At 62.3% G+C, this 23156-nt stretch carries 19 protein-coding genes; 8 read left to right on the top strand and 11 right to left on the bottom strand.

The window, feature by feature from the left end:
- Positions 1-21: 21 nt before the first annotated feature.
- From V8359_RS14790 to V8359_RS14770, 5 genes are read right to left on the bottom strand one after another with little or no spacing between them, the layout of a single operon-like run.
- On the bottom strand, positions 22-786 hold the full coding sequence (locus tag V8359_RS14790; protein WP_336429805.1) for a FadR/GntR family transcriptional regulator: 765 nt from the start codon (positions 784-786) through the stop codon (positions 22-24).
- Complete coding sequence (locus V8359_RS14785; protein ID WP_442970382.1) at positions 755-1711, bottom strand: ABC transporter ATP-binding protein; 957 nt, start codon at positions 1709-1711, stop codon at positions 755-757. The genes V8359_RS14790 and V8359_RS14785 overlap by 32 nt, the downstream gene beginning before the upstream one ends.
- Positions 1711-3576, bottom strand: a complete 1866-nt coding sequence (locus V8359_RS14780; RefSeq protein WP_336429804.1) for a dipeptide/oligopeptide/nickel ABC transporter permease/ATP-binding protein — start codon at positions 3574-3576, stop codon at positions 1711-1713. Before V8359_RS14780 ends, V8359_RS14785 begins: the two co-directional genes overlap by 1 nt.
- The gene (locus V8359_RS14775) at positions 3573-4520 is read right to left on the bottom strand and encodes an ABC transporter permease (RefSeq protein WP_336429803.1); all 948 of its coding nucleotides are present in this window, start codon (positions 4518-4520) and stop codon (positions 3573-3575) included. The genes V8359_RS14780 and V8359_RS14775 overlap by 4 nt, the downstream gene beginning before the upstream one ends.
- A 60-nt stretch (positions 4521-4580) precedes the next feature.
- Complete coding sequence (locus V8359_RS14770; protein WP_336429802.1) at positions 4581-6158, bottom strand: ABC transporter substrate-binding protein; 1578 nt, start codon at positions 6156-6158, stop codon at positions 4581-4583.
- Between the two features lie 100 nt (positions 6159-6258).
- On the opposite strand from V8359_RS14770, the gene V8359_RS14765 reads away from it, so the two are divergent.
- Together V8359_RS14765 and V8359_RS14760 are read left to right on the top strand one after the other, a co-directional pair.
- A complete protein-coding gene (locus tag V8359_RS14765; RefSeq protein WP_336429801.1) occupies positions 6259-6924 on the top strand; it encodes a DUF1028 domain-containing protein in 666 nt (221 codons plus the stop codon).
- Positions 6917-8131: a M20 family metallo-hydrolase gene (locus tag V8359_RS14760; protein ID WP_336429800.1), complete on the top strand. Its 1215-nt coding sequence runs from the start codon at positions 6917-6919 to the stop codon at positions 8129-8131. Before V8359_RS14765 ends, V8359_RS14760 begins: the two co-directional genes overlap by 8 nt.
- A 194-nt stretch (positions 8132-8325) precedes the next feature.
- On the opposite strand, the gene V8359_RS14755 is transcribed toward V8359_RS14760, so the two are convergent.
- Entirely contained in the window at positions 8326-9834 is a 1509-nt protein-coding gene (locus V8359_RS14755; protein ID WP_336429799.1) for a DUF5818 domain-containing protein, read from the bottom strand.
- A 197-nt stretch (positions 9835-10031) separates the two neighbouring features.
- On the opposite strand from V8359_RS14755, the gene rpsU reads away from it, so the two are divergent.
- The gene (gene rpsU, locus V8359_RS14750) at positions 10032-10238 is read left to right on the top strand and encodes a 30S ribosomal protein S21 (protein WP_005614280.1); all 207 of its coding nucleotides are present in this window, start codon (positions 10032-10034) and stop codon (positions 10236-10238) included.
- A 107-nt stretch (positions 10239-10345) separates the two neighbouring features.
- Here the strand turns inward: rpsU and V8359_RS14745 are convergent, their stop codons facing one another.
- Both V8359_RS14745 and V8359_RS14740 read right to left on the bottom strand, forming a co-directional pair.
- Complete coding sequence (locus V8359_RS14745) at positions 10346-11638, bottom strand: NAD(P)/FAD-dependent oxidoreductase (RefSeq protein ID WP_336429798.1); 1293 nt, start codon at positions 11636-11638, stop codon at positions 10346-10348.
- Between the two features lie 257 nt (positions 11639-11895).
- Positions 11896-12549 (bottom strand): peroxiredoxin, encoded by a 654-nt coding sequence (locus V8359_RS14740; protein WP_336429797.1) that lies wholly within the window; start codon positions 12547-12549, stop codon positions 11896-11898.
- Between the two features lie 179 nt (positions 12550-12728).
- On the opposite strand from V8359_RS14740, the gene V8359_RS14735 reads away from it, so the two are divergent.
- Genes V8359_RS14735 through V8359_RS14720 form a run of 4 tightly spaced genes read left to right on the top strand, consistent with a single transcriptional unit; the run spans position 12729 to position 16886 of the window.
- Positions 12729-14171 (top strand): aldehyde dehydrogenase family protein, encoded by a 1443-nt coding sequence (locus V8359_RS14735; protein ID WP_336429796.1) that lies wholly within the window; start codon positions 12729-12731, stop codon positions 14169-14171.
- Between the two features lie 5 nt (positions 14172-14176).
- Positions 14177-14929, top strand: a complete 753-nt coding sequence (locus tag V8359_RS14730) for a glycosyltransferase family 25 protein (RefSeq protein WP_336429794.1) — start codon at positions 14177-14179, stop codon at positions 14927-14929.
- Positions 14922-15794 (top strand): alpha-1,2-fucosyltransferase, encoded by an 873-nt coding sequence (locus V8359_RS14725; protein WP_336429793.1) that lies wholly within the window; start codon positions 14922-14924, stop codon positions 15792-15794. The genes V8359_RS14730 and V8359_RS14725 overlap by 8 nt, the downstream gene beginning before the upstream one ends.
- A gap of 48 nt (positions 15795-15842) precedes the next feature.
- Positions 15843-16886 carry a serine/threonine protein kinase gene (locus tag V8359_RS14720; protein ID WP_336429791.1) on the top strand — a complete coding sequence of 348 codons (1044 nt, stop codon included), beginning with the start codon at positions 15843-15845 and terminating at the stop codon, positions 16884-16886.
- Positions 16887-17143: 257 nt separating this feature from the next.
- Here the strand turns inward: V8359_RS14720 and V8359_RS14715 are convergent, their stop codons facing one another.
- On the bottom strand, positions 17144-17797 hold the full coding sequence (locus tag V8359_RS14715; RefSeq protein ID WP_336429790.1) for a pseudouridine synthase: 654 nt from the start codon (positions 17795-17797) through the stop codon (positions 17144-17146).
- Positions 17798-17869: 72 nt separating this feature from the next.
- On the bottom strand, positions 17870-20317 hold the full coding sequence (locus tag V8359_RS14710) for a GcvT family protein (protein ID WP_336429789.1): 2448 nt from the start codon (positions 20315-20317) through the stop codon (positions 17870-17872).
- A 245-nt stretch (positions 20318-20562) separates the two neighbouring features.
- On the opposite strand from V8359_RS14710, the gene V8359_RS14705 reads away from it, so the two are divergent.
- Positions 20563-21045, top strand: a complete 483-nt coding sequence (locus V8359_RS14705; RefSeq protein ID WP_336429788.1) for a lytic transglycosylase domain-containing protein — start codon at positions 20563-20565, stop codon at positions 21043-21045.
- A 278-nt stretch (positions 21046-21323) separates the two neighbouring features.
- On the opposite strand, the gene V8359_RS14700 is transcribed toward V8359_RS14705, so the two are convergent.
- A complete protein-coding gene (locus V8359_RS14700) occupies positions 21324-23156 on the bottom strand; it encodes a TniQ family protein (protein ID WP_336429787.1) in 1833 nt (610 codons plus the stop codon).

Below are 23156 nucleotides of genomic sequence, written 5' to 3'. Positions count from 1 at the left end.
GCGGGGTGTGAAACAGGGACGCTACTCCGAAATAAACCGGCTCTCCATCTCGACTTCCTGTCGGCGCATGAGCTTCCAAGCGGTTTTCATATGGTCCTTCATGATCGCGCGGGCGCTGTCGGCGTCGCCCTCGCGCAGCGCCCTGACCAGCGCCTTTTGATGGTCCCGTCCCTGCTGCCAAAGCTCGACATTGGGTGGTGAGTAGAGCCGACGATAGACGGTCAGATCGGACAGCAGATTCACCATGAAATCGATGATAAAGCCCAGCATTGGATTGCGGGCGTGTTCCGCGAGAATGGCGTGAAACCTGAGGGAAGCCACGTGCTGAGAGCGTTCTTCCTCAAGATCGCTCGCAGGGGTGGAATATTCGGCAATGTTCGCGTCCAGCTCCTCCAATACATGGTTTGGCAGAGTGCCGGCCAAGGCGGCGGCCAGTTCCGGCTCAAGTATCAGCCGAAGCTGATAGATATCGCCAATGGTCAAGTCCTTGAAATAAAAGTAGTTCCCGAGCAGGGCCTTGGCGCGTTGGCGGCTTACCTCATGTACGAAACTGCCTCCGCCGGGGCCCGTGCGGGTTTTGATCAGCCCTTGTGCCTCAAGGATGCGCATCGCCTCGCGAATGGTGCCCTTGGACATGCCAAACCGGTCTATCAGTTCGGCCTCTCCAGGGAGACGATCGCCCGCCTGCAAGCCTTGTTCGACCACCCAATCCTTGATCGCTTCGGCGACCTGAACCGGTCGGCTGAACTTTGCGTCAGTCTTCGAGCGGGTGGTGACAGGCGGCAAGTTGGTCTTCTCCCATCGGTTTCAAGTCCGGCTCTTGGCTCCGGCAGATGTCCGTTGCGCGCGGACAACGACCGGCAAAGGCGCAACCGGGCGGCGGGTTCAGCGGGTCGGGAAGTTCGCTCCCCTTTTGCTCGGGCGCGTTCAGGGGGCGCCCCACGACTGGCGCTGAGTCTGCAAGAAGCTTGGTATAGGGATGACGCGGGGTTGCAAAGATGCGTTCGGCTTTGCCGATTTCGACCACCGCACCGAAATACAGCACGATTATCCGGTCACTCACAGCTTCGACAACAGCAAGATCATGGGTAATGAAAAGATAGGTTAGGCCAAACTGCGCCCTGAGATCAGCCAGCAGGTTCAGCACCTGAGACTGCACCGACACATCCAGCGCCGAAACGGGTTCGTCCAGAATGATGATCCGGGGGCTTGCCGCCAGCGCACGCGCAATACCGATCCGCTGTGCCTGACCGCCGGAAAACTCGTGCGGATAACGGTTCAGAAAGTCTTCCCGCAGGTTCACAGACGCGAATATCTCACGAATGCGCGCATCCCGTTCAGGCTTGGCCATGTTGTGGAGGTTCTTAAGCGGCGCCTCCATGACTTGCCGGATCGTCTTGCGCGGGTTGAGCGAGCTGTTCGGGTCCTGAAACACATACTGGATCAGCTTGCCGAATTCCGCCGGATCAGCGGTGTTGAGCGCGAGGCCATCAATTTCGATACTCCCCTCCGAGGGGGGCAGAAGACCAACCAGCATGCGCGCAAGCGTTGACTTTCCACAGCCGGATTCACCGACGACGCCAAGCGTCTCGCCCTTTGCCACCTCGAAACTCATTGGGCGCACGGCGCGCACGCCGGGTCCGGCAGCACCAAAAAGCGGCTTCTTGAGCGGAAAGGTCTTGGCGAGGTTCTCAACCCTAAGCGCGGGCATCAGACCACCTCCTCTGGATGGAGGCAACGCACGCTCCGGGGGGCGGTGCCTGCTAGCGGAATGTCTCCGTGCCTGCAATTATCCTGCGCTTTGTGACAGCGCGGCGCAAATGCGCAGCCCGGTGGCAGGTTATTGACCTCCGGTGGAAGGCCGGGAATGGCGGCCAATTCACGCCGCCCTCCGCCCAGTTCTGGCACGCATGCAATCAGGCGTTTTGTATAGGGATGGGCCGGAGCATCGAGTACCGCTTGCGTCGGTCCTTCTTCAAGGATGCGTCCGGCATACATCACCGCCACGCGGTCACAAAGCTGCGCAACCACGCCGAAATCATGAGTGATAAAGATGATCGCCAACCCCCGGTCACGGCGCAGATCGTTGAGCAGCGAAAGAATTTGCGCCTGCACGGTGACATCCAGCGCCGTTGTCGGCTCATCCGCGATGATCACATCGGGCTCGTTGGCCAACGCCATGGCAATGCCCACGCGCTGGCGCATGCCGCCCGACATTTCATGCGGATAATTTTCTATGCGGCTTTCGGCGTTCGGAATGCGCACGTCCTTCAGCAATTGAATTGCACGGGCCCGCCCCTCGGCATCTGAAACCTTGTGATGCGATTGAATCGCTTCGGCAAGTTGCTGACCCACACGGTAAAGCGGGTGCAGCGTCGAAAGCGGATCCTGAAAGATATAGGCCACCCGGTCGCCACGTTTCCGGCGCAGGGTTTCGTATGGCGCCCCGATCAGGTCCTCTCCTTGGAAATACACCGCCCCGCCGGTTATGACGCCGGGCGGTGACGCCACAAGCCCCATGACGCTGAGCGCGGTGACAGATTTGCCGGAACCGGACTCACCGATGACTCCAAGGCATTCTCCGGGTTTGACCGCCAGCGACACGCCGCCGACCGCACGGTAGACGCGTTTGCCAACCCGGAACTGCGTCTCAAGGTCACGTATGGCAAGCAAATCATCCGTGCCGGCCGGGGCTTTATCCTTGCGGTCAACAAGCGTTGTCGCCCGAGGCCGGCTAAGGGCCCCCGAACGCAGGCGCGGATCGAGCGCGTCGCGCACCCCATCGCCCAGCAGGTTGATCGACATGACAATCAGGAAAATCATCACCCCCGGCACAATCGACGTGTGCGGATGCGAGATCATCGCCGAACGCGCCTCACCAAGCATTGAGCCAAGATCGGCCTGCGGCGGCTGACTGCCCAAGCCGAGGAAGGACAGGCCCGCCGTTTCCAGAATCATCCAGCCCACGGTGGTGGACATGGCGATGACGATCACCGGCAGGACGTTCGGCAGAAGCTCGGTCAGGATGATCCGCGCGTGGCCCATGCCGGCAAGGCGGGCGGCATCAATGAATTCGCGCCCGGCAAGGCCCACGGTTATACCCCGGATATTGCGGGCGAAAAACGGCACATTGACGGCGGCAACTGCGATCAGGGCATTCATCAACCCCGGGCCAAGGGCCGCGACGATGGCCAGCGCCAGCAGGATATAGGGAAAGGCCATCAGCATATCGACGCCGCGCATGATGATATTGTCTGTGCGCCCACCAAAATAGCCCGCACTGATGCCGATGGCCGATCCAATGGTCGCGGCGATTAGGGCGGCGGCAATCCCCACGGCAAGGCTCAGTCTTGTGCCGTGGAGAAGGCGGCTCAGCAGGTCGCGGCCCAGGTGGTCAGTGCCGAGCAGATGACCTTCCGTGAACGGGCGCTTGAAGCGGTCGGCGGTGGCCGTCACATCCGGGTCTTGCAACGGCAAGAGTGGCGTAATCAGCACCAGCAGTACAATCGCCGTGATCACGACGCCGCCCATGGCCGCCAACCTGTTGCGGAATAAAAGTTTGAGAAATGCGCTCATGTCTTGATCCTCGGATCAAGCAGGCTTTGCGCCACATCCACCGCGATATTGAACATCACATAGCAGGCAGCGACAAACACCACGCCACCCTGAACCAATAACAGATCACGCTTGAGGATCGCATCGACAAGCATCCGGCCCACGCCGGGCCATTGGAACACGATCTCGATATAGACCGCGCCCGACAGCACGAACCCCGCCTGAATGCCCAGAACCGGGATGATCGACACCATCGCCACCCGAAGCGCATGCCCCATGATCACCCGCCGCTCTGGCACGCCCTTGGCGCGCGCGGTGCGAATATAATCCTGCCGTAAAACCTCGAGCATGGCAGAGCGAGAAATCCGCGCGATCACACCGGTGGCCACAGCGGCCAGCGCCAGTGCGGGCATGATCAGGTGACGGATCAGATCCGGCAGATCGCCACCGCCATAAATCGCGTACATGCCGCTGACGGGAAGCCAACGCAGGTTCACCGCGAACAAAAGGATCATCATCATGCCAAGGAAGAAAGACGGCACCGAGATGCCGATCAACACGACGAACGTGATTGCCTTGTCGGCAAACCCGTATTGCCGAGCGGCCGACACGACGCCCGCAAGGATGCCCAGCACCGAGCAGAGCGCAAAACTCGTGCCGGTCAGGATGAGGGTGGCGTTGAATCGCTCCAGTATCTCGTCCAATACTGGGCGGTTGAGCGAAAACGAGCGACCGAAATCTCCGGTCAGCATGTTGCCCAGCCAGATGATATACCGCTGCACCATAGGCTTATCGAGGCCAAGGTCGCGGTTCAGCTTCTCGACATTTTCAGGCGTAGCATAGGAGCCAAGGATCGCGGTGGCCGGATCGCCGGGGATCAATGACATGATCAGGAAGACGATGATGGTGATCCCGATCAGCACCGGGATCGCCGAGGCCAGTCGTTTCAAGATATAACTGCCCATGTGACGCCCCCGTTCGTCTGATATCCGAGGCCGGTGCGCCCGGCCTCGGAAGGTTTCGCATCAGTTTTTGACGACATTCTTGAGATGCAACAGGAACGACGGTTCCAGACCGAAGTTTTCGACCCGGTCGCTTGTCACCGCGTTCTGTTTCCAGTTGGCGACAAACACCCATGGCGCGTCTTCCTGCACGATGGTCTGCATTTCGCGGTAAAGACGCGCGCGTTCGTCCTGATCGGTGGCTGTGCGGGCCGCTTCGAGCAGTTCATCGACCTTCGGATTCGCATAATACCCCGAATTGAACCCGCCATTGTCGGGCCAGGCTTCCGAGCGCAGCGCAAGATAGGGGAGCGTGTCCGGGTCATTGGTCATCCACGCCATTTCGGCCATGTCCGCCTTACCCTCGAGCCCCGGGTTCACCTCACCCAGGAAAGTGTTCCACTCGTAAGTTTCGATTGTCACATCCAGTCCCACCGCCTGAAGATCGGCTTGGATCGCAGTGCCCATTGGAATCGGATCAAGCATGCCCGAACCGCCTTCGGTGACGAAGAAGGTCAGCTCCGCCCCCTCGGCACCCGCCTCCGCAAGCAGCGCCTTGGCTTTTTCCGGGTCATAGGGATAGGGGTCAAGCGACTCGTTATAGGCCCAGGCAAAGGCAGGTGGTGTCGGACCGGCTGCAACGGTTGCGGTGCCTTCCAGAACGTCGTTCACGATCGCCTCTTTGTTGATCGCATAATTGGCAGCCTGGCGCACGCGTTTGTCGGCAAAGGGGCCTTCCTTGGCGTTCAGGATCAGGAACCATACATGCGGCCCGGCCTGTTCAGCGACCGAGAAACCGTCTCCCGAGAATTGGCCAAGCGAGGTTGGCGGCACCTCGACCATCAGGTCGATGCCCCCGGCCAGCATTTCGGCCACGCGGGTATTGGCATCCGTGATCGGGCGGAACACCACAGCCTCCGTGCCCGCCTTTTCGCCCCAATACGCGTCGTTACGCTCTACCACCACAGCCTCGTTCGAACGCCATTCGGCGAATTCGAACGGGCCGGTGCCGACCGGATTGCGCCCGAAGTCCTTACCGTCCGCAGTAACCGCGGCAGGAGAGACGATCAGGCCGGTCGGATACGCAAGGTTCGACAGAAAGGGGGCATAGGGCGCGTTCAGCGTGAACTTGACAGTCATGTCGTCCACAACTTCCGTTTCTTCGACCGCGCCGAAGAAGAAGCTGAGCGGGAAGGGCCCGGTATCGTGAAACGGATGATTCTCGTCGAGCATCCGGTCGAAGTTGAACTTCACCGCTTCGGCGTTGAACGGTGTGCCGTCGTGGAACGTCACGCCATCGCGCAGCGTAAAGGTGTATTCGGTGCCGTCCTCACTGATGGTCCAGCTGGTCGCCAACGCCGGCTCAACTTCCAGAGTGCCGGATTTATACCGGGTCAAGCCTTCGTAAACATTCACAAGAATTCGGAAATCATTGACCGCGGTTACCGCTGCGGGATCAAGCGATTTGGGTTCGGCAATCTGCCCGACGATCAAAACGCCCGGCGGCGCTTGGGCCGTTGCCGGTGCGGTCAGGCCACCTGCGACAAAGACGGCTCCGGCAGCAGCCAGAAGACCTCGGCGGGTCCAGGAAAGTAGCGTCATTTCAGTTCTCCCTGTTGAAGTTCTGGGCGTTTATTTATCATGATAAATTGCATTGGTCAATTTATCATGATAAATGGAAAGAAACCGACCAAGGTGAAACATGACGTTTTCAATTCTTGCACGCGATGCCGAAACAGGCGCCATCGGCGGCGCCGCGGCCACAGGTAGCCTTTGTGTCGGCGGCTGGGTGCTTCGTGGCGATCTCCTTGCAGGTATGTCCGCCAGTCAGGGCGCTTCGCCATCGACCTTCTGGGGGGACGATGTGCTTGAGCTTATGCGGAACAGTGTGACACCCGAGCAGGCCGTTCACCAGATCGTGTCGTCTGACACTGGCCGCGAATACCGGCAACTGGCGGCGCTTGACCTGCACGGCAACGCGGCGGCCTTTACCGGCGCGGAAAACCAAGATCTGAAGGGGAGCCTCGTCTTTTCGGGCGGAATCGCGTCGGGCAACATGCTGGGCGGTGAGGGCGTGCTGCCCGCCATGGTCGAGGGGTTTACCGCCTCCGATCAGGTTTTTGAGCGCCGCTTGTTGCGCGCGTTGACAGCGGCCCGAGAGGCGGGCGGAGATTTCCGCGGGCTTTTGTCGGCGGCAATGCTGGTTCTGCACCCTGACCGCCCCCCCATGAGCCTGCGCATTGATCATCATCCCGATGATCCGATCGGTACGCTGGAAGAGATTTTCGACCACGCAACGACGGGCGACTATGCCGACTGGGCCCGTCAAGTGCCCGTCCTCACGGACAAGGAGCGGACACTTGACTGACCAAGGCGCACGCGCCGCCGCTATTTTGGCGGAGGTATCGGAAATATCCGAACCCGGACCGGGCGTGACGCGCTTGCCCTTCACCCCGGAACATCGCGCGGCGCTCGATCTGCTGACACCCCATATGGAAACGGCGGGCCTGACGGTCACTCTCGACGACGCCGGAACGCTGATCGGCCGCAAGGAAGGCCCGCCGGGATCCGGCACCTTCCTGATAGGATCGCATCAGGATTCGGTGCGTGACGGCGGTGCCTTTGACGGGATCATGGGCGTCGTGTTGCCCATCCTCGCGATGGAAAAACTGCACTCTGACGGGATAGACCTGCCTTTCTCTGTCGAGGTTCTTGCCTTTGCCGATGAAGAAGGCGTCCGCTTTCCGACCGCCCTCATCGGATCACGGGCCTTGGCCGGCACATTCGATCCCGCGGTTTTGTCCATGCAGGATGCTCAGGGGACAAGGTTGCGCGGCGCCATGGCGTCTTTCGGCCTTGTTCCCGACCGGATCAGCGCGCTCGCACGAGATCCCAATGGCGTGCTCGGTTTTCTCGAAACACATATCGAACAAGGCCCCGTGCTTCAGACCGAAGATGAGGCTGTGGGGGTCGTCACTGCGATCTGCGGCATCGAACGCCACTTGATCACCCTAACCGGAGAGACCGGTCATGCAGGAACCCTGCCAATGGAAAACCGGCGCGACGCGCTTGTCGGAGCTGCGGCCATCGTCGCCGAAGTGAACAGGCTGGGGCAAGAAACCCCCGGTTTGCGCGCGACGGTCGGCGCATTGACCGTTGAGCCGAATGTCGTCAACGCGGTGCCACGCTCTGTTCGCATGACGGCTGAATTCCGGTCCCCAGACGATGACACCCGCCGAGACGCAGGCGATACATTGCACCGATTCAGTCAGGCAGTCGCGGCGCAACACAACCTGAAAATCGAAGCCGAACTGACCTACAGCCAAGTCGCTCAGCCTTGTGATGAAACATTGTCCGCCCACCTTTCAACGGCCGCTCGCGCGGTCGGCCTCCGCGGCTTGGCGCTTCCATCCGGCGCGACCCATGACGCATCGGCACTGGCAGATCTTTGTCCGATCGCCATGCTGTTCGTCCGCTGCCGCGACGGGATCAGCCACACACCCGAAGAATTCGCGTCAGCGAATGACATGGGGCTGGCCATTTCGGTGCTGTCCAAGTTTCTGCGTTCGCTCTGACACGCAGGGGGCGCTCAGGGAAGATTGCGCAGGTTCCTTATCCGTTCGACACATCAAATTCAGCATGCAAGCGGTGCATACTGAACAGGCGTGCGCAGAATTTTTTTGCCACGATACGATCAGCTAGGCGCGCTCAATTTGCACGCCTAGCGGCCGACCGCTCAGTTGGGCATGTCATCACCTTACGTCTCGCGTCATCCACAGCTTACGTAGACCACTCCATCGCCCGAGATGTCCCGGCCACCCAGTTGCACGGCGCCGCCGTTTGGCGGCATCACCGCCACGCCATCCGGTCCGCGACTTTCAAGGTCGAACTCGCGGCGCGGCTGATCGAAGATAAACGCCGGATCATCGCCTAGCGCGACAAACCCGGTGCGCGGCGCCCCGTTCAGCGACGTCTCAACGGTGAGGGCCCCCGTCGGGGTTCGCGTCACGTCGAAATCGGGTCGGCTGCAATCGCTACCCTTCGCGGTCCACGCCCCGATCATGTAGTCACGGGTCAGCGCAACCCCTCCGGCGCGGTCCGGGTCGCGGTCACGCGCGGGCGGCGACACCTCGCGCAGGTCCGTCACGTCAAGCGTGGCTCGGCCCTCCATGCAAAAGGACATCTCGACCTTATCGGCCGTGATCTCCACATATTCCCCGATGGTCACCGGCGGCTCATCCCCCGCAAGCGCGTAACGGTCACCGTCGGGCGTCACCAGAACGGGGCACTCGACCCCCGAGCGGACACGCCCCTCAAGGGTCATACCGTTACCATCGTTGCCCCCATCCCCCGGCGACGCCACTTCTTCAATGTCATAGACATCGACAGTGGTCAGACCTTCGGCACAATAGCTGGGGTCGCGCACGCCCGAAATCTCGACATACTCTCCAACCGTCACAGGTGGGTTGCTGCCAGCCAGCGCATAGCGATCACCGTCCCGTGTGACCAGAACCGGACACTCCACCCCATCCTCGACACGCCCCTCAAGGGTCATCTGGGCGGGCGCCTCCGCGACCACGTCGAAGGGCTCAGATTTGAAGGTCACACCCCGGTCAGTATCGACCACGAAAATGAACACGTCACCCGGATCGGCATGATCCGGTAGCGGCACCCGCGCCCGCAAAGCACCGTCGCTGCCGGTCTGAATCTCGCGCAAGGATTTCCACTCGGCCGCGCGCGGTCCGGCCCCGATGGTCACATAATCGTTTGGCCTCAGCCCCTCGGCCTCGACCGTGATCATGCTGCCTGGTGTGCCACTGCGCGGCGTGATCGACACCGTGCCATCAGGTCCGTCACCGGGGATTCCGATCACCTGTCCGACATCAAGCTCGGAGGGGTCGAAATCACCCTTCTGGGCGATCAACTCAAAGACCGACACGCCGAACCGCGTCGCGATATCGTTAAGCGTGTCGCCTTCGCGCACCTCGTAACGGCGGCCATCACGCCCGGCGCTACCGCCCGGCGCACTCTGCGTCCCGGCCACCAGACGCAGATCTTGACCAACCGAGATGTCGCGCGGGTTTCCCAGCCCGGGGTTCAAATTCATGATCCGCGCCAGCGACACCCGGCAGGCTTGCGATATGCTGTAAAGCGTATCACCCGCATCCACCTCATAGCTGGCGCCACAGCGTGATTGCGCCCGCGCGTCACTTGCCGAAACGGCAAGCACGCCGCTGGCCAGCACGGTTGAAAGCATTATAATTCCCTTGGTCGGCATGAGAGGTCTCCCTTCTTCTGCTGTCATTGATCCAACAGAACCCACACTTCCTATGTTCCGAGAAGCGCGCGCCAAAAAACCTTCGGCACTCTGGCGAGCAAGAGCATGCCGACCCACTGGACATGCCGCCCGGGCGTTGCTATATCGCGGGTTCCTGCAATCTATCGCAACTTTAACTAGGAAGGTGGTGACACCACATGCAGGTCAGTGTTCGCGACAACAATGTCGATCAGGCGCTTCGTGCCCTGAAGAAAAAGCTGCAACGCGAAGGCGTGTTTCGGGAAATGAAGCTCAAGCAACATTTCGAGAAGCCGTCCGAGAAGAAAGCGCGCGAGAAAGCTGAAGCGATCCGCCGTGCCCGTAAACTGGCACGTAAGAAAGCCCAGCGCGAAGGCCTTCTCTAAGGTTCAGCTCCGGACAGAAAAACAGACCCCCGCGGCCCCGCCCCGGGGGTTTCGTTTTGCCCGGCCTGCGTTTTACCCACCCGTGCAACACCAAGGTCAGGATCACCTCACAGCCCGCGCGCATCAAGCCTGCGATAAAGCATGGCCTTGAGGCGGATACCGGTGCGACGGGCCCCATGGAACGGAATTGCCTTGGCCGGTGTCATCGGAAAATCGAGCGCCTCAGGCGCTGTGCCGGTGGCCCAGTCGGCCATAACGCGCCCCATTGCCGTGCCCATCGCAACGCCGATCCCGTTATACCCCAGCCCCGCGATCACACCCGGCGCGATCTCGTTCAACTGCGGAAGACCGTCAGGCGTTACCGCCACGGACCCGCCCCAGGCATGGGCCCAGTCCGCATCGGCCAACTGCGGGAAAAGTCGCAAGCTCGCCACGCGCAGCTTCGCTTGCTGATCTATGTTTTCCTCCGGTGAGAGGCCGCCGCGCCCTCCCATGAGGAACCGTCCTTCGGCATCCAGCCGGAAATAGTAAAGCAAGCGGCGCGTGTCCGCTGCGGTCTGATCTCCCGGCAGGATCGTGGCACGGATATCATCGGCTAACGGCGCGGTCGCCACCTGCACGGAGGTCACCGGCACCACACTGCGCCGCACGATCGGCGCGACATCGTCGCTATATCCGTTGGTGGCGATGATCACCCGTTGCGCCCGCACGGTGCCGCGTGCGGTTACGAGCCGATGGGCCCCACCGGTCGCCTCACGGCGCAAAACCCGCGTCTGCCCATAGATCGCCGCCCCCTCCCGGATCGCGGCCTCGGCCAGTCCCAGCGCGTAATTGAGCGGATGCAGCTTTCCGCCGCGCGGATCAAGATACCCGCCAACGTAATCGCCCCCGCCCAGATGCGCCCGGATTGCCTCGGCATTCAGCGGCTCGACCGCCACACCGCGCGCTTGCCACTGCTCCACATGACGTGTCACGAACTGCATCGCGCGGGGCACATGTGCGGCCCTGAGAAACCCGGTGCGCACCGCGTCGCAGAAAATACCGTAGCGCTGAATTAGCTCGAACACGAGATCAGGCGCCGCGCCAGCTGTGGCAACCATCCGTTCACCCGCCGCGCGTCCGGCCCGCGCGATCACGTCCTCTGGCAAAAGCTTGAGGCCGGGATTGATCTGGCCACCATTGCGACCCGATGCACCCCACCCCGGCGTCTCCGCCTCAAGCACCACGACCCGCTTGCGCCGTGCCGCAAGATGCAATGCCGCCGAAAGCCCGGTAAACCCCGCACCAATCACCGCCACATCCGCAACGCTATCACCCTCGAGCGGCGGACAGTCGGGCGCCTTCCGCGCCGTGGCGGTCCAAAGCGCATCGGCAAGGTCCGGGGTTTCGTTGGCGATCATCGTCTGCGCCCTCCCCCAGCACGGACGTCTCAAGCAGTGGTGATGCCAAAGAACCCGGCCACCGCCAGCTTGACAAGCCACGCAGTCTCTTTCGCGCTCTGGCTGTATCCCGAATGCCTCATTCGCGCGTGGCCGTGCAGGCATTTGCTCAAACGAAAAGGCGGCGCACCCCGGCAAGGGTGCGCCGCCTCGTGATTGTCCCCAAGTCGCGCCTGCACCGCTTAAGGGAATAAGACGCGTCTTCTATGCGCGACCGATCACACGGGCATCTTGGTCTTGCGCAGATAGGGCAGAACAGCGTCGTATTCGCCGAACTTGGCCTTGGCGTCCTCATCGCTCACGCTTGGCGGGATGATCACATCTTCGCCCATGGTCCAGTCGGCGGGGGTTGCAACGCCCTTCCCGGTTGAGGTCTGAAGCGCGTCGAGCGCGCGCACGATCTCACCGAAATTCCGGCCCACGGTCATCGGATAGGTCATCATCAGCTTCACCTGCTTGTCCGGTCCGATGATGAACACGCTGCGCACTGTCGCACTGTCGGCAGGGGTGCGCCCGTCGGGAAGATAGGCTTCGGCGGGTAGCATGTCGAAGGCTTTAGAGACGTCAAGCCCGTCATCAGCGATGATCGGGAAACCGGCCGTGGCGCCGCCGACCTTCTCGATGTCGTTCTTCCATTTCTTGTGGTCCTCGACACCATCGACACTAACGCCCATGACCTTGGTCCCACGTTTCTCCCATTCATCGGCAAGCTTGGCCACAGCGCCGAATTCGGTCGTGCAGACCGGGGTGAAATCCTTGGGGTGCGAAAACAGGATGGCCCAGCTGTCGCCAACCCAGTCATGCAGGTCGATATCACCATGATCGGTGGTCACATGCAGGTTCGGAATTTCATCATTGATGCGCAATGCCATGGCACAGCTCCTTTCAGATTGGTGGGATTCGGTCATTTCCACCCCCAAGATAAGCAGCATCGCCTCGATTTGCACCCCATCCGCTTGCCCCTTCCCCCGAGCGGTGACAATGTGGCGCCAAACTTGCCGGAGCAGCCGTTGCTCTCCGGTAGCATCCAATTTAGTCAAGGAGCCTCGAGATGATCGAGAAGAAGCAATTCTATATCGGTGGCCAATGGACCGACGCCAAGGCCGGCACCGATCACAACGTGATCAACCCCTCGAACGAAGAGCCCTGCGCGACGATCTCGCTCGGCGGGCAGGCCGACACCGACGCGGCAGTCGCCGCGGCCAAGGACGCGTTCAAGGGGTGGATGAATACCCCCGTGGAAGAGCGCATCGCGGCGGTCGAGCGTCTGCGCGAGATCTACGCCAAACGCACCGAGGACATGGGTCAGGCCATCAGCCTCGAAATGGGCGCCCCCATCGACATGTCGAACACCAGCCAGGCAGGCGCGGCCCTGTGGCACATGGACGGCTTCATCAAGGCCGCGCGTGAGTTCGACTGGATCAAACCGTTGGGCGATCATGCGCCGAATGACCGCATCGTGCACGAACCCATCGGCGTTGTCGCGATGATCACGCCTTGGAACTGGCCGCTCAACCAGATCTCGCTCAAGGTCGCGGCCGGTCTGATCTCGGGCTGCACCATGGTGCTCAAGCCGTCCGAGGAATCGCCGCTTTCCGCAATGCTCTTCGCCGAAATGGTCGACGAGGCGGGCATCCCCGCTGGTGTCTTCAACCTCGTAAACGGTGATGGCGCCGGCGTCGGAAGCCAACTGACGGCGCATCCAGACGTGGATATGGTCAGCTTCACGGGCTCTTCACGCGCCGGGAAACTGATCTCCAAGTCCGCCGCCGACACGCTCAAGCGCGTCTCGCTCGAACTGGGCGGCAAAGGCGCGAACCTTGTGTTCGCGGATGCCGATGAAAAGGCCGTGAAACGCGGTGTCCTGCACTGCATGAACAATTCCGGTCAGTCCTGCAACGCACCCACCCGGATGCTTGTCGAGCGCGAGATTTACGACCAGACAGTCGAGGTCGCGGCCGAAATCGCCACGTCGGTCGAGGTGGGCCCTGCCGATCAATCCGGGCGACATATCGGCCCGGTCGTGAACGAGGTTCAGTTCAACAAGATACAGGATCTCATCCAGCAGGGCATCGACGAGGGCGCGCGCCTCGTCGCCGGTGGCACGGGTCGCCCCGATGGCCTCAATCGCGGATTTTTCGTCAAACCCACGGTCTTTGCCGACGTGACGAACGACATGACCATTGCCCGCGAAGAGGTGTTTGGCCCCGTGCTCGCGATCATGGCCTTCGACTCCGAAGAGGACGCCTATGAAATCGCCAATGACACACCCTACGGCCTGACCAACTATGTTCAGACACAGGATCCCGAGCGGCTCAAGCGCGCTGCACTGTCGTTGCGCTCGGGCATGGTCGAGATGAACGGCAAGGGCCGCGGTCAGGGCGCCCCCTTCGGTGGGATGAAACAGTCCGGCAACGGTCGCGAAGGCGGAAAATGGGGCCTTGAGGACTTTCTCGAGGTCAAGGCCGTCTCGGGCTGGCCCGAAAGCGCCTGAAGCCCGTGCGGCTCTGTGCGTTCATCCTGCACCTCACGCGCGCTACCGCGCGGCGGGAGAATGCGCAGACCTTGCGCGACACCTGCGGCGTGCCCGCCGAAATCTGGCCCGCCGTGGACGGTAAGGCGATGCCCGCCGGTGAGCTTGAGGCCCGCGTTGACGCGGGCCTTTTTGCGCCCGCATATCCATTCCCGCTCCGCATGGGCGAGATCGGCTGCTTTCTCTCGCACCGACAAATCTGGGCCGAGATGCAGAACCGCGACATCGACGCGGCCCTGATCATCGAAGATGACGCGGGCCTTGAACCCGCTATGTTCGACAAGGCCCTGTCGCTGGCTCAGGCCAATATCACCGACCTCGGCTATATTCAGTTTCAGACCCGTCCACCCCGCTCATCAGCACGTCTCATCGACACCAATGCGCCTTGCAGGCTGCTCCTGCCCACCGTTGGCGGCCTGCGCACCACCGCCCAACTGGTTAGCCGCGACGCGGCGGCACAGCTCCTCGAAGTTTCAAGGGTCTTTGACCGTCCGGTCGACACTTTCGTGCAATCACATTGGCAAACCGGACTGCGCCCCGCCATGATCCACCCGTCGGGCATCTCGGAAATCGCCGACCTGCTCGATGGCTCGACGATCCAGAGCGCGCGCAAGTCCCTCGCCGAAAAACTCGGCCGCGAATTTCGTCGCGGCCTGTATCGCCGCGCGGTGGCCCGTGCCGCGCGTCATTCTCCCGCTCCAGAGCCCACCAATGACTGAAACCCGCCCCTCCGATGTCATCACCACCCGCCTCTTCGGGGGCGCGGGAAATCAGCTTTTCCAATATGCGGCCGGCCGCGCTCTGGCCGATCATCTGGGCTGCGACCTGATGGTCGACGCGCGCTACGTTTCGGGAAGCCGCGACCGAGGCGATTGCTTCACCCATTTCGCCGAGGCCCGGATGCGCCGCGACGTGGCGCTCCCCCCGGCCAAGCAGGACGGGCTTGCCGCCTATGCGCTTTGGCGCCTCTTCGGCCGCTCACCACGTTTTCACCGCGAACGCACGCTGGCCTTCGATCCGGGCTTCTTTGATCTGCCGCGCGGCACCTACCTGCACGGCTACTGGCAGTCGCAGCGGTATTTTGAGCCGATCCTTGACCAGCTGCGCGATGATCTTGCGTTCACCACCCCGCTTGATCCCGCCAATTCCGACATGGCCGCGCGCATCGCCAGCGCCGCCTGCCCCGTCTCGCTTCATGTCCGGCGCGGCGATTACACGGCCACCGGCGCCTATGCCCACTGCCCGCCCGACTATTACCGCGACGGCGCGGCCCATATCGCCGCCGCCACCGGGGCCGACCTCACCTGCTTTGTCTTCTCGAACGATCCCGACTGGGCCCGGCACAACCTCGCCCTTGGCCACGAAACGATCATCGTCGACCTCAACGACGAAGCGACAGGCCATTATGACATGCAGCTCATGTCGCTCTGCGCGCATCACGTCATCGCCAACTCGACCTTTTCGTGGTGGGGCGCATGGCTCAACCCGAACCCCGGAAAGGTCGTCGTCGCCCCGCGCGACTGGTTCGCCACGCCAAAGCTCGCCAACCCCGATCTCCTCCCCGATGACTGGGTCCGAGTATGACACGCCCCGCACTTCCCTCGGGCGCCGTTCCCCGCTACACCCGCGCCCATGACCCAGACACCGCCCGCTGACGCCCGGTTCATCCCCGACACCGTGCACAAGCGCGACATCTTCTCGGAAACGGTGTCGGGCACGCTTGAAGGTGTGCCCGATTTTCCCGTCGTCCTGCGCAAGCTCGATGGCGTCCCCGTTTATGCGCGCCCCGTCGCATGGTGGCTCGCCCACAAGGAAATCCGCGGCCTACGCGCCGTTCAGGGGATCGAAGGCTGCCCTGTCCTGATCCGCGCCGACCGCACCGGACTCTTGCGAAGCTGGACACGCGGCACGCCGCTCCAACTGGCCAAGCCTGACAGTCCCGCATGGTATGCCGACGCCCGCCGCCTCCTGCGCGAGATGCGCCGCGCGGGTGTCACGCATAACGACATTGCCAAACCCCAGAACTGGCTCACGACACCCGAAGGCCGCGCCGCCGTGATCGACTTTCAGCTCGCCTCGGTGCATCGCCGTCGGGGTCGGCTCTTCCGCGTCATGGCACGCGAAGACCTGCGCCACCTCCTCAAGCAGAAGCGCGCCTATGCCCCCGGACTGCTCACCCCGTCCGAGCACCGGATGCTGGCGCGAAAATCCCTGCCCTCGCGCATCTGGATGGCCACCGGAAAACGGGGCTACAACTTCGTCACCCGGCGCCTCATGAACTGGTCCGACGGAGAGGGCACCGAGGACCGTATCGAACGCGATGGCCCCGCGCTTCGCGCCGCGTGGGAGGACCACCCCGACGTGACCGGCGTGGCGTTTTGCACCTATGCGCGCGCGGCCAAGGGGGTTGGGCTCTATGCCTTCGTCGAAACACCGCTCGGCGAAGATGCGCTACGCGCCATGGCCCCCGATCCCGCGCCGGACCTCGTTCAGCCCGTGACGGCCCTGCCGCGCCACGCCGACGGCACGCCCCGCCTCGACGCGCTGACCCTGATCGCGGCCAACCGGCTCGATGAACTTGAAACCCTCGTCGAGGGCGACCCCGACCTCGCCCGCCAGATCGCGCCGATCAAATCCGCCCGCCTCAACCTCACGGATCGCGACCGCGGCGCGTGACGCGATGTCTATTGAAGGGGTGGCCGCGGTGCGCTGTTGATAAGGCGAACGGCGATAGGGCTTGGCGATCGTTGCGAAGTGATCCCCGCGCGGATTAAAGCCGAAGACGCTGTCCGGCAAACGTAGGGTGGGCAATCTGCCCACCATCCCGACCACAAAACCCGTGCATCGGTGGGCAACATTGCCCACCCTACTTGCTTTGGCAGACGTTGTGAGTTGAAGCGCCGTGCGGAATCAAGCCAAAGGCATCCACCCGCTCAGAACGGCGCTTTCGCCCTGAACTTCACGCCCTCGCCGCCGTCGGGGTGGCGGATGCGCAATTCCTCGGAATGCAGCATCAGCCGCGGATGATCCGCCGCAGCCCCTGTCGCATAAAGCGGATCGCCCAGAATCACATGTCCCAGCGCCAGCATATGCACGCGCAACTGATGGCTGCGCCCCGTCTTCGGGAAAAGCCGCACCCGGCTTTCATCCTCCTGCGCCTTCATGACCCGCCAGTCCGTCTGCGCCGCGCGGCCCGTCTCAGGGCACACCATTTGTCGCGGGCGGTTCGGCCAATCCACGGTCAGCGGCAGATCGACGGTGCCGGTCTTCGGCTCCATCCGCCCGGCCACCCGCGCCACATAGGTCTTCTTGGTCTGCCGCTTCTCGAACTGAAGCCCCAGATGCCGCTGCGCATGGGGGCTGAGGCCAAAGATCATCACCCCCGACGTGTCCCGGTCCAGCCGATGCACCAGAAGCGCGGTTGGAAACACGTCCTGCACCCGGCTGAGCAGGCAGTCGGCCAGATGCGCGCCCTTGCCCGGCACGCTCAAGAGCCCGGCGGGCTTCTCCACGACGACGATCTCGTGATCGTCGTGCAGAACCGTCAGCGGATCGTCGGGCGGGTCATAGTCGGTGGCGGCGGTCATGCCCGCCCTTTACACCGTCGCCCCGCCCGGCGCCACCATCCTTCCCGAAGGCCGAAGCCTCCCGCAGCCCCCTCATGCCTTCGCGCGCTCGCCCTTCGGGTCATACATCGGTCGCAGGCTCGCCTCTGCCTTCACCCGCGTGCCCGCCACGTCGATCTCATAGCTCGAGGCCAGCACCTCCTCGGCGCTCTCGCCCGCGCAGGGAACATAGCCCATCCCCATCGCCCCACCAAGGTGGTGGCCATAACTGCCCGAACTGAGATACCCCACGATCTCTCCGTCCCGGATCACCGGCTCATTGTGATAGAGCAGCGGCTCGGGATCGGTCAGGCGGAATTGTACCATCCGGTTGCGCAGCCCCTCTTCCTTCTTGCGCAGCACGGCGTCGCGGCCGATGAACTCGGGCTTCGAGGTTTTCACCGCAAATTCCAGCCCCGCCTCAAGCACATGGTCCTCGCAGGTGATGTCATGGCCGAAATGCCGGAACCCCTTCTCGATCCGGCAACTGTCCATGACATGCATACCGCAAAGCTTCAGCCCATGCGCCTGCCCGGCCTCCCACAGCGTTTCAAACGCATGGCCCGCCATATCCGCACCTACGTAAATTTCCCAGCCAAGCTCACCCACATAGGTCACGCGATGAACCCGCGCGAGCCCCATACCAAGCTCGATCTCCTGCGCCGTGCCGAAGGGGTTTACCTCGTTCGAGAAATCGTTCGGGCTGACCGCCTGCATCACCTCGCGCGCCTTCGGCCCCATCACGGCCAGCACACCTTCGCCCGCCGTCACATCGGTGATCACGACGCGGTAATCGCCCTTGTGCCGCTCCATCCATGTCTGATCGGCCAGCCGCGTCGCCGCCGGCGTCACCACCAGATAGACGGTCTCGCTCAGGCGCGTCACGGTCACGTCCGCCTCGATTCCGGCGCGCACATTCAGAAACTGGGTATAGACGATCTTGCCCACCGGCACGTCATATTCGCCTCCGCCCACATGGTTGAGAAACGCGGTCGCATCCGGCCCCTCGACCCGCAGCTTGCCGAAGGACGACATGTCATACATACCCACCCCCTCGCGGATCGCCTTGTGCTCGGCGGCGGCATTGCCGAACCAGTTCTGCCGCTGCCATGAATATCGGTATTCGCGCTCCTGCCCCTCGTCGGCAAACCAGTTGGCGCGCTCCCACCCGGCGGCCTCGCCAAAGACGGCGCCACGCTCCTTCAGGTGGTGATGGAACGGCGTGCGCCGGACGCCCCGCGCGGTGCGCTTCTGAAGATAGGGGAAGTGATCGGCATAAAGCAGGCCCAGCGTCTCTTTCGAGCGTTCAAACAGGTAATGCCGGTTGCCCTGAAAGGGCTGCATCCGGCTGATATCTACATCGCCCAGATCGAACGGCTTCTCGCCGCTGTCCATCCATTGCGAAAGGGCATGTCCGGCCCCCCCGGCACTCTGAATCCCGATCGAGTTGAACCCGGCAGCGACCCAGACATTGTCCATCTCGGGACACAGGCCAAGGTGATAGGCGTCATCGGGGGTAAAGCTCTCGGGGCCGTTGAAGAACGTGTGGATGCCCGCCTCGGCCAGCATCGGCATCCGGTTGCAGGCCGCCTCGAGGATGGGCTCGAAATGGTCGAAATCCTCGGGCAACTGGTCGAACTCGAAACTCTCGGGAATGCCATCCATGCCCCACGGTTTCGAATGCGGCTCAAAGGCCCCGAGCAGGATTTTGCCCGCATCCTCCTTGTAATAGGCGCATTCATCCGGCACCCGCAGCACTGGCATCTGGCTCAGCCCGCTGATGCCCTCGGTTACGATATAGAAATGCTCGCACGCATGCAGCGGCACGTTCACACCCGCCATGCGGCCCACCTCGTGGCCCCACATGCCGGCACAGTTCACGATCATCTCGCACGCGATATGGCCCTGATCGCTGCCATCGTCGGCGGCCCAGTCCACGCCCGTCACGCGCCGTCCCTCGCGGGCGATCCCGGTGACCTTGACACGCTCCTTGACCAGCGCGCCGTTCTGCCGCGCCCCCTTGGCCAGCGCCAGCGCGATATTGGCCGGATCGGCCTGCCCGTCGGTCGGAAGCCACACGCCCCCGGTGACGCCATCAAGGTTGATATGCTCGTATCGCTCCTTGACCTCTTGCGGCGAAAGCTCCTCCACCGGCACGCCAAAGGCCCGCGCCATCGCCGCCTGCCGAAAAAGCTCTTCGCGCCGCTCATCGGTCAGCGCGACCGAAACCGAGCCGCCCTGCCGCAAGCCCGTCGCCACGCCCGTCTCATCCTCGAGCCCAAGGTAAAGCTCCGCCGAATACCGCGCCAGCCGCGTCATGTTCTGCGACGCCCTGAGCTGCCCGATCAGGCCCGCGGCGTGCCACGTCGTGCCGCTGGTCAGCTGCTTGCGCTCAAGCAGAACCACATCGCTCCAGCCCCTCTTGGCAAGGTGATAGGCCACCGAACACCCGACGACACCGCCACCGATGATCACGACACGCGCTTGGGCTGGAAGGGTCATGGAAGATCTCCTTAAACTGGGGCACGGAAGGCCCGGATTCGAAAGCTTTCGGCGAAATATGACAAAATCCCACCGGTCCGAGGGAAGGAGTTTCGTCAAGAAGACCGAAAAATCCGCAAATTGCGCATGAAATCGGGCCTGTGACGCCGATAGATGGCAAAGTCCCGCCAACCGCTGTGCAAACATCTTGCTCGAAACGGGCCAAACGCGCATGACAGACCAAGTGAAATCGCCGGAGCCGTCCCATGCGCCGCCTTGCCGTCTTGTTTCTGATGCTCTCGCTCACCGCCTGCGGTTCCCGCGATGTGGCGCACCGAGCATCCAGCGGCCCCGACCTATACCCCAATGAAACACCGGAAATCCGGCTGCTGGTGAACAGGTATGCCGATACCAACGAGGTGCCCCGCGCGCTCGTTCACCGCGTCATTCAGCGCGAAAGCGATTACCGTCCGCACGCCCGCAACGGACCTTATTACGGCATGATGCAGATCTTGCCCGAAACCGCTGGACAGATGGGCTTTCGTGGCGCGCCTTCGGACCTGCTCGATGCCGAGACGAACCTCAAATACGCGGTCCGCTATCTGCGTGGCGCGTGGCTTGTTTCCGACGGAAGCATGGACGACGCGGTCATGTGGTATGCGCGCGGGTATTACTATCAGGCCCGCGACCGCTGTCAGCTTGTCGAAACGGGGCTGCTAAACCGCGAAATCGCGCGCCACTGCCGCTGAACAAAACACCGCGCGCACAAACACACCAAGTCACGGCAACGACACAATCAGTGTCAGAGCAGCCATAGTTATGCCAAACGCGAAATCTGAAATCGAAAAAATGCAATAAAATCAAAGGCCAAATTTTTTCGATCTCAAAGTCGGCGGGCGTTATTGCCAAGGGGTGCGGTAATGTTTTGCCAAACAAATTCAGGATTAGCCTTGCCAAACAGGCATCAGGCAACAAAAAAGCCGCCCGGTTGGGCGGCTTCATTCAGCAAGATCTTCGGGAACTGAGACTACAAATCGGCGCGCCTGTAGATTGCAGCGTTCAGGAGTTCCCGCCTCATAATCGGCTTTATATCAAGTTTCCGCAGCTCCATCGCGACCACCTTCGGGGCCTTGCCCCTCGCCCTGGCCAGATCCGCAAGCGCGACGTAGTCCGCCTGGAACCGTTTCAGTTCCTCTTCCGCGAAGCGATGACGGACGGTGCCGCTCGAGGCCACGGTTTCGAGTGAGGGGAGAAACGGGCGACCCGACCTGTCGACCTTCGTCCGAGGGTGTGTGACGCCGGATGTGAATATTCCGAGACGGGCGGCAACATCATGCGTGGACAAACCGATCTCGCCTTCAAGTTCCGAGATCACGGCGCGGACCTCGTCCGGGGAGACCAGTACCGAACGAAACCCCAGGTCTTCTGACAAGAGTTCAAGCGATGTCAGCTTGCGATCCAGAACAAGCTGAACGATGTCCATCACCGGTCGCCGCACGATCTCGGACGCATTGATGACGTCGACCATTCCGTCGCTTGCCTGGCACACCGGTGTCCCATGCGCCCGAAAGCGAGATATGAAATCATCGAGGTCCCGGACGGCCACCTTGGTGAGGACACCACCGCCGCGGCCGAGACCCGGCACCAGCTGAGATACGGTGCCCCGTTTCACGAGCATCTGCGCCTGGGTCCGATTGCAGTTCAGGTACTCCGGGATCTTGCTGATCGGAATTGAATTGCAAATGCGATCGGCCAGCTTTTCCCCCTGCCCTGCGTCGACGGTAAACTGATCGTCGGCGTCCACGTCAGCCAGAAGAACATCTGTGAGTTTCAGCGCCCGGCGCAAGGTCGCCTGGTGAACACCGGTCGACCGCGACAGGCTGGCCAGCGAATGACGGCGACGCGTATCGACAGGAGTGCCGAATAAGGTGCTGCCGGGGTCAACCGGCATCGTGTCCAGAACAAACTCCCTCACGACATCCCGGATCGGTCCGGGATCCGTCTTCGACTTCTTGAATTGCAGCCACTGGTACATTCTACTCAGGGCAGCTTGCGGGCCACCCTTGGAAATTTGGCGAAAGGACACGCGTGAAATCTCTTCAAGCGCCTTGCGCAACCCGTCGACGCCATCGCGAGCCGCCTCGAATCCGGCGCTGCCGGCCTCCGACCAATCACCAAGCGAGAGCCTATCAAGGTTGGTATGCGCTCCGAACACAAGGCAGGCCCCGAGCATCTCACAGGCTTTTGTCGCCTGGTCCACATCCTGGGTGTCGAGCCAGTCGGGACCGGACACGCCATCGAAGCGCCGCTCGACATAGGACTGCAAGCCAAAGGTATTCGCTGACGGCGCATTGCCCGCCAGCTTCTCCAGGGCGGCATCGTCCGGCGCCACGAGGGTCATGTCCTGAAACTGCTCATGAAACCCGCTGTTGGGGCGCCGATGAAGAACAAGCCCGTGCCGGGGGCATGTTCTGACAGGACTGAACATCCAGCCGATCCGGCCAACGCGCTGCCCCGAGCTGTGCCCAGCGGGATCTGCATCCTCCAGCAAGCAGGCCGGGCAGAAAGACGTATGGGTGCGCAGCGCGAACCGCATGCCGAAAACCTCGTCGCGATGCTTGAAGCGCGCCTCACCGACACGCTGCACGCCGGAGGTCCGTATGCGGTCCGCGGCGATCCCGGTGAGGTCAGCCAGCCTGCCAATGCAGTCATCGGTCGTGTCGACGACGCTCTGGCGACTGATCTGCATAAGCTTCAGGAAGTCTGGACCGGACAGGCCGGCGTGAAACGGACCGAGCCGAGAGCACCAGGAAACGGTGCTCTCACCCTCGATCAGTGGGAGGACAGGCAGCATGACCAT

Source organism: Roseovarius sp. E0-M6, assembly GCF_037083845.1.
Lineage (GTDB): Bacteria > Pseudomonadota > Alphaproteobacteria > Rhodobacterales > Rhodobacteraceae > Roseovarius.
The sequence above is the reverse complement of the archived record's forward strand: the minus strand, read 5'-3'. Positions and strand labels throughout refer to the sequence as shown.

What these genes read in the sequence shown, in the direction of transcription:
- V8359_RS14785 (WP_442970382.1), bottom strand. Translation starts at nt 1,711, where the DNA reads ATGCCCGCGCTTAGGGTTGAGAACCTCGCCAAGACCTTTCCGCTCAAG.
- V8359_RS14780 (WP_336429804.1), bottom strand. Translation starts at nt 3,576, where the DNA reads ATGAGCGCATTTCTCAAACTTTTATTCCGCAACAGGTTGGCGGCCATG.
- V8359_RS14775 (WP_336429803.1), bottom strand. Translation starts at nt 4,520, where the DNA reads ATGGGCAGTTATATCTTGAAACGACTGGCCTCGGCGATCCCGGTGCTG.
- V8359_RS14770 (WP_336429802.1), bottom strand. Translation starts at nt 6,158, where the DNA reads ATGACGCTACTTTCCTGGACCCGCCGAGGTCTTCTGGCTGCTGCCGGA.
- V8359_RS14765 (WP_336429801.1), top strand. Translation starts at nt 6,259, where the DNA reads ATGACGTTTTCAATTCTTGCACGCGATGCCGAAACAGGCGCCATCGGC.
- V8359_RS14755 (WP_336429799.1), bottom strand. Translation starts at nt 9,834, where the DNA reads ATGCCGACCAAGGGAATTATAATGCTTTCAACCGTGCTGGCCAGCGGC.
- rpsU (WP_005614280.1), top strand. Translation starts at nt 10,032, where the DNA reads ATGCAGGTCAGTGTTCGCGACAACAATGTCGATCAGGCGCTTCGTGCC.
- V8359_RS14745 (WP_336429798.1), bottom strand. Translation starts at nt 11,638, where the DNA reads ATGATCGCCAACGAAACCCCGGACCTTGCCGATGCGCTTTGGACCGCC.
- V8359_RS14740 (WP_336429797.1), bottom strand. Translation starts at nt 12,549, where the DNA reads ATGGCATTGCGCATCAATGATGAAATTCCGAACCTGCATGTGACCACC.
- V8359_RS14735 (WP_336429796.1), top strand. Translation starts at nt 12,729, where the DNA reads ATGATCGAGAAGAAGCAATTCTATATCGGTGGCCAATGGACCGACGCC.
- V8359_RS14725 (WP_336429793.1), top strand. Translation starts at nt 14,922, where the DNA reads ATGACTGAAACCCGCCCCTCCGATGTCATCACCACCCGCCTCTTCGGG.
- V8359_RS14720 (WP_336429791.1), top strand. Translation starts at nt 15,843, where the DNA reads ATGACCCAGACACCGCCCGCTGACGCCCGGTTCATCCCCGACACCGTG.
- V8359_RS14715 (WP_336429790.1), bottom strand. Translation starts at nt 17,797, where the DNA reads ATGACCGCCGCCACCGACTATGACCCGCCCGACGATCCGCTGACGGTT.
- V8359_RS14710 (WP_336429789.1), bottom strand. Translation starts at nt 20,317, where the DNA reads ATGACCCTTCCAGCCCAAGCGCGTGTCGTGATCATCGGTGGCGGTGTC.
- V8359_RS14705 (WP_336429788.1), top strand. Translation starts at nt 20,563, where the DNA reads ATGCGCCGCCTTGCCGTCTTGTTTCTGATGCTCTCGCTCACCGCCTGC.
- V8359_RS14700 (WP_336429787.1), bottom strand. Translation starts at nt 23,156, where the DNA reads ATGGTCATGCTGCCTGTCCTCCCACTGATCGAGGGTGAGAGCACCGTT.